4 protein-coding genes and 2 pseudogenes are annotated in these 4,586 nt (G+C 69.6%); 3 read left to right on the top strand and 3 right to left on the bottom strand.

The annotated features are described in order from the left end of the window. A pseudogene (locus ABNT58_RS26130) lies at positions 1–485 on the top strand (hypothetical protein); the annotation flags it as partial. A 20-nt stretch (positions 486–505) separates the two neighbouring features. Here the strand turns inward: ABNT58_RS26130 and cysE are convergent. Both cysE and ABNT58_RS26120 read right to left on the bottom strand, forming a co-directional pair. Beyond that, positions 506–1,285, bottom strand: a complete 780-nt coding sequence (cysE, locus tag ABNT58_RS26125) for a serine O-acetyltransferase (protein ID WP_348756300.1) — start codon at positions 1,283–1,285, stop codon at positions 506–508. Positions 1,286–1,356: 71 nt separating this feature from the next. After that, positions 1,357–2,142 carry an RNA methyltransferase gene (locus tag ABNT58_RS26120; protein WP_348756299.1) on the bottom strand — a complete coding sequence of 262 codons (786 nt, stop codon included), beginning with the start codon at positions 2,140–2,142 and terminating at the stop codon, positions 1,357–1,359. A gap of 154 nt (positions 2,143–2,296) precedes the next feature. Here ABNT58_RS26120 and ABNT58_RS26115 point away from each other — a divergent pair, with 154 nt between their 5' ends. After that, complete coding sequence (locus tag ABNT58_RS26115) at positions 2,297–3,265, top strand: inositol monophosphatase family protein (RefSeq protein WP_348756298.1); 969 nt, start codon at positions 2,297–2,299, stop codon at positions 3,263–3,265. Here ABNT58_RS26115 and ABNT58_RS26110 read toward each other — a convergent pair. After that, entirely contained in the window at positions 3,237–3,902 is a 666-nt protein-coding gene (locus tag ABNT58_RS26110) for a PEP-CTERM sorting domain-containing protein (RefSeq protein WP_348756297.1), read from the bottom strand. The two genes, ABNT58_RS26115 and ABNT58_RS26110, sit on opposite strands and share 29 nt — an antisense overlap. A 319-nt stretch (positions 3,903–4,221) precedes the next feature. Between ABNT58_RS26110 and ABNT58_RS26105 the strand changes: the two are divergent. Further along, positions 4,222–4,586: pseudogene (locus ABNT58_RS26105) on the top strand (DNA mismatch repair protein MutS); the annotation flags it as partial.

Here is a 4,586-nt window from a genome sequence, read left to right as displayed (position 1 = left end):
CCGACCTGGTGGCCGACCTGCCCGAGCTGCGCGGTGCCAGCACCGAAGTGCAGCTGGACCAGCCCGGCAGCTATTACTGGCGCATGGCCAGCGTGCGCCCGCCGCAGCCGGGCCAGCGCCAGCGCGGCCCCTGGACCGATCCGCAGGCGCTGAAGGTGCGTGCAGCACCGCCGGCAGCCAGCGCCGGTACCTCCGCCGACGGCAAGCGGCTGGAACTGCGCTGGAGCGGCCAGCCCGAAGACCGCCAGCAGGTGGAGCTGTCCACCGACCCGCAATTTCAGGGGCCGGGCACGGTGCGCGCAGAGCTGGGCGAGCCGCTGTGGCTGCTGGACAAGCCGTCGCAGCCGGGCACCTACTACTTCCGCTACCGCAGCATCGAAGCCGACGGCTTTGTCACGCCCTACAGCAGCACGCTGAAGCTGGAGATCGAGCGCGACACGCGCAGCCTGTGGCTGCTGGGCGTGCCGCTGCTGTTCCTGCTGTAGTTCCCTGGAGCGAGCGCCGTCTACTTGACCAGCCGGTTCAGACCGGCGGCGTCAAAGCACTCGGTGGTCTGCGCGTCCTGCGGCACGCAGTCGCCATCGGGCAGCTCACGTGCGCGGGACGACAGCTTCTCGATCGCCTGCCACAGCAGCATGATCTGATGCTCATGGCCCGAGGCGTTGTCGATCAGGCCCTTCATCGCCTGCGCCACCGGGTCGTCGCCCTGCGTCACGCCATAAGCCGAAAAGCCCATGCGGGCCGAGGCTGCCTCGCGCTCGGCGTCGGCCTTGCCTTCGATGATGCGCGCCGGGTTGCCCACCGCGGTGGCCCCGGCCGGCAGCGGCTTGGTGAGCATGGCGCCCGAGCCGATGCGCGCGCCCTCACCCACGGTGAAGCCGCCCAGCACGCAGGCATTGGCACCCACGATCACGCCACGCTCCAGCGTGGGGTGGCGCTTGGCGCCACGCACCAGCGAGGTACCGCCCAGCGTCACGCCCTGGTAGATGGTGCAGTCGTCGTGCACCTCGGCCATTTCGCCGATCACCACGCCCATGCCGTGGTCGATGAACACCCGGCGGCCGATGGTGGCGCCGGGGTGGATCTCGATGCCGGTGAGAAAACGCGCGACATGCGAGATGAAGCGCCCCAGCCAGTACCAGCGGGCGCGCCAGGCTGCGTGGGCCCAGCGGTGCATCACCAGCGCATGCAGCCCTGGGTAACAGGTGAGCACCTCCCACGACGAACGCGCGGCGGGGTCGCGTTCGCGGATGCAGGCGATGTCTTCACGCAGTCGGCTGAACATGGCGTTGGCTCTCGCGGCCCTTCCAGGGCCGTCTTCGGTCACGGCCGGCCAGTGTATGCGCCGCCCTGGCATCAGGTGCCAGGAGGGGCAAGCCGCGACACCGCCTTGGCCACGCCACGCAGGATGTGCACTTCCTCGGTCGTCAGCGCCGCGCGGTTGGCCAGCTGGTTCAGCCGCGGCATCAGCTTCTTGGGCGCAGCAGGGTCCAGGTAGCCGATGGCCACCAGCACCTCGCGCCAATGGGCCAGCAGGCCTTGCACCGCGGCGGCATCGGCCGGCGCCGGCTCGGCGGTGCGCGGCTGCACCGCAAAGCCGCCCAGCGCCTGCCGCCATTCATAGGCGATCACCTGCACCGCCTGCGCCAGGTTCAGCGAGCCGTAGGTCGGATCGGTGGGAATGCTCAGGCAGGTGTGGCAGCGGTAAACGATCTCGTTGGGCAGCCCATAGCGCTCGCTGCCGAAGACGAAGCCCATGCGTGCGCCCTGCGCCGCCATCTGCGCCAGATGCGGGCGCGGCGCGGCCGTGGGCGGGCCGAAGTCGCGCGGCGTCATCGCGGTGGCGCACAGGTGGTCGATGCCGTCCAGCGCCTCGTCGATCGACTCGACGATGCGCGCCCGCACCAGGATGTCGGCCGCGCCGCTGGCCATGGCCACGGTCTCTTCCTGGCTCAGCACGTCGGCAAAGCGGGGCTGCACCAGCACCAGGTCGGCAAAGCCCATCACCTTCATGGCGCGGGCGGCGGCGCCCACGTTGCCCGGGTGGCTGGTGTTGACCAGGATGAAGCGGCTGCCATCGCCACGCGGGGCGGCTTCGGTGGCAGGCGTCACGATGGCTTCAGGGGGCGTTGGCTCGGGCATGGTGCGTGGAAACGTTTCAGGCGGCTAAAATGCGCGGTTCTCTGGCCCCGCATTGTCGGCGCCACCGCTCTTTGCCTTCGCTGCTGCTCCATGTCCGCCCACGGCTTGCCGGCCGGGGCTCGTTCGTCCAACGACGTTTTTACACAGGTCGCCCATGTCCCAATCGCTGCACCCCATGCTCAACATCGCCATCAAGGCGGCACGCGCGGCGGGCGCGATCATCAACCGGGCCTCGCTCGACCTGGAGCAGCTGAAGATCAATCACAAGGGCCCCAACGACTTCGTCACCGAGGTCGACCAGGCAGCCGAAGAGGTGATCATCGACACCTTGCTGCAGGCCTACCCCAACCACGCCATCCTGGCTGAAGAGTCGGGCCGCAGCCGCGGCGCCAAGGACAGCGAGTTCGTCTGGATCATCGATCCGCTGGACGGCACCACCAACTTCATCCACGGCTTTCCGGTGTATTGCGTGTCCATCGCGCTGGCGCACCGTGGCCAGGTGCAGCAGGCGGTGGTGTACGACCCTACCCGCAACGACCTCTTCTACGCCAGCAAGGGCCGTGGCGCCTACCTGAACGACCGCCGCATCCGCGTCTCGCGCCGCACGCGCCTGTCCGACGCACTGGTGGGCACCGGCTTTCCGTTCCGCCGCGGCGACAACTTCAAGCGCTACATGAAGATGTTCGAAGAGGTGACGCAGGCCTGCGCCGGTGTGCGCCGCCCGGGCGCCGCCGCGCTGGACCTGTGCTACGTGGCCGCCGGCTACTACGACGGCTTCTTCGAGACCGGCCTGAACCCCTGGGACATCGCCGCCGGCTCGCTGATGATCACCGAGGCGGGCGGCCTGATCGGCAACTTCACCGGTGAGTCCGACTACCTCTACCAGCGCGAAGTGGTGGCGGGCAATGCCAAGGTGTACGCGCAGCTGGTCACCATCCTGGCGCCCTATACCCGCGTGATCAAGGCCGACGAAGCCGGCGCCGATGGCGTGGCCACCGAATCCGGCGACACCACGCCCGAGCAGGCCCTGGCCGCCAGCTTGGGCGCCGAAGCACCCGCCGCCGACGCCAAGCCCAAGCGCGGGCCAGTGCGCATCAAGAGGCAGCCGACGGCCGAGGAGTGAAGCCCGGCGTGGCCGGCCGGCGTGCCAACGCCGCCAGCCCGCCCACGCCGGCCAGCATCAGCAGCCAGGTGCCGGGCTCCGGCACTGCGCTGACGGCATCGATGCGGGTCACGTTGCCCACCAGCACCGGGCTGCCGTCGCTGCGGAAAAAGCCGAACAGCGCCGAGCTGAAGGCGCCGGCCTGCGGCGCCGCCCCCAGGGCGCTGGAGCTGACGCCGCCGGTGCCGCCTTCCAGCTCCACGCTCAGCCGGTAGTCGGCCAGCGGCGCATCACCGTCGGCCAGCCGCAAGCCGCGGCCGAACAGGGTCAGGTACCAGCTGTCGCCGCCCGGGTCGTCCACCACCGACACCAGGCTGTTGCTGCCGCTCGATGCCAGCTGCTGCTGGCTGCTGGCAAAGCGCTGGCCGCCGGGTGTCTGCACGCTGAAGTCAAAGCCGGTGATCAACGCGTCCACGCCGCCGTAGAGGCCGCGGCCCGGCAGGTGGCTGTGGTTGCGCGCGCCGCCGTCGAAGCTCAAGGTCAAGGTGTAACTGGCACCGAGCACGGCGGCGGCCGAATCGCCGAACACCACGTCACCCGTGATGCGCAGGCCGCCGGGGCTGGCCGATGCGCTGGTGGCTGCAAGAAGGCTGAACACAGCCGCACACATCCTGGTTAGCAAGTGCTTCCTCCGGTAACGAAGGCGCTCACGCTAACCGCGTGAAGTATTTCCTCAGGGCGTCAGATTTGTGAGGAACTGGCCAAACGTGAAGTAAGCCGCAGTTTGCGGCCTTCATCCGCCGATCGGCTGTGGCGTGCGGCGCCATGCGATCATCGCCGCCCCCTGCCCGACAGGGGCGCTGCGCAGCCGCCGCAGCCCCGAACGACCGACCCCAGGAAGCACCTTGCAGACCGAGCGCCCGACGCCGCCCGCCCCGCCCGCCAGCCCTGCGCGGGACCTCTCCGCGCACACCCCCATGATGGCCCAGTACCTGGCCATCAAGGCGGACTTCCCCGACGCGCTCGTCTTCTATCGCATGGGCGATTTCTACGAGCTGTTCTATGACGACGCGCGCAAGGCCAACCGGCTGCTGGACATCACGCTGACCACCCGCGGCCAGAGCGCCGGCCAGCCGGTGGTGATGGCCGGCGTGCCGGTGCACTCGGTGGAAAGCTATCTGGCCAAACTCATCCGCATGGGTGAGGCGGTGGCGATCGCCGAGCAGGTGGGCGACGTGGCCACCGCCAAGGGGCCGGTGGAGCGCAAGGTGGTGCGGGTGGTCACGCCCGGCACGGTGACCGACACCGAGCTGCTGAGCGAGCGGGTGGACAGCCTGCTGCT

The sequence above is a fragment of the uncultured Aquincola sp. genome, assembly GCF_964001545.1.
Taxonomy (GTDB): Bacteria; Pseudomonadota; Gammaproteobacteria; order Burkholderiales; family Burkholderiaceae_C; genus Aquincola.
The sequence above is the reverse complement of the archived record's forward strand: the minus strand, read 5'-3'. Positions and strand labels throughout refer to the sequence as shown.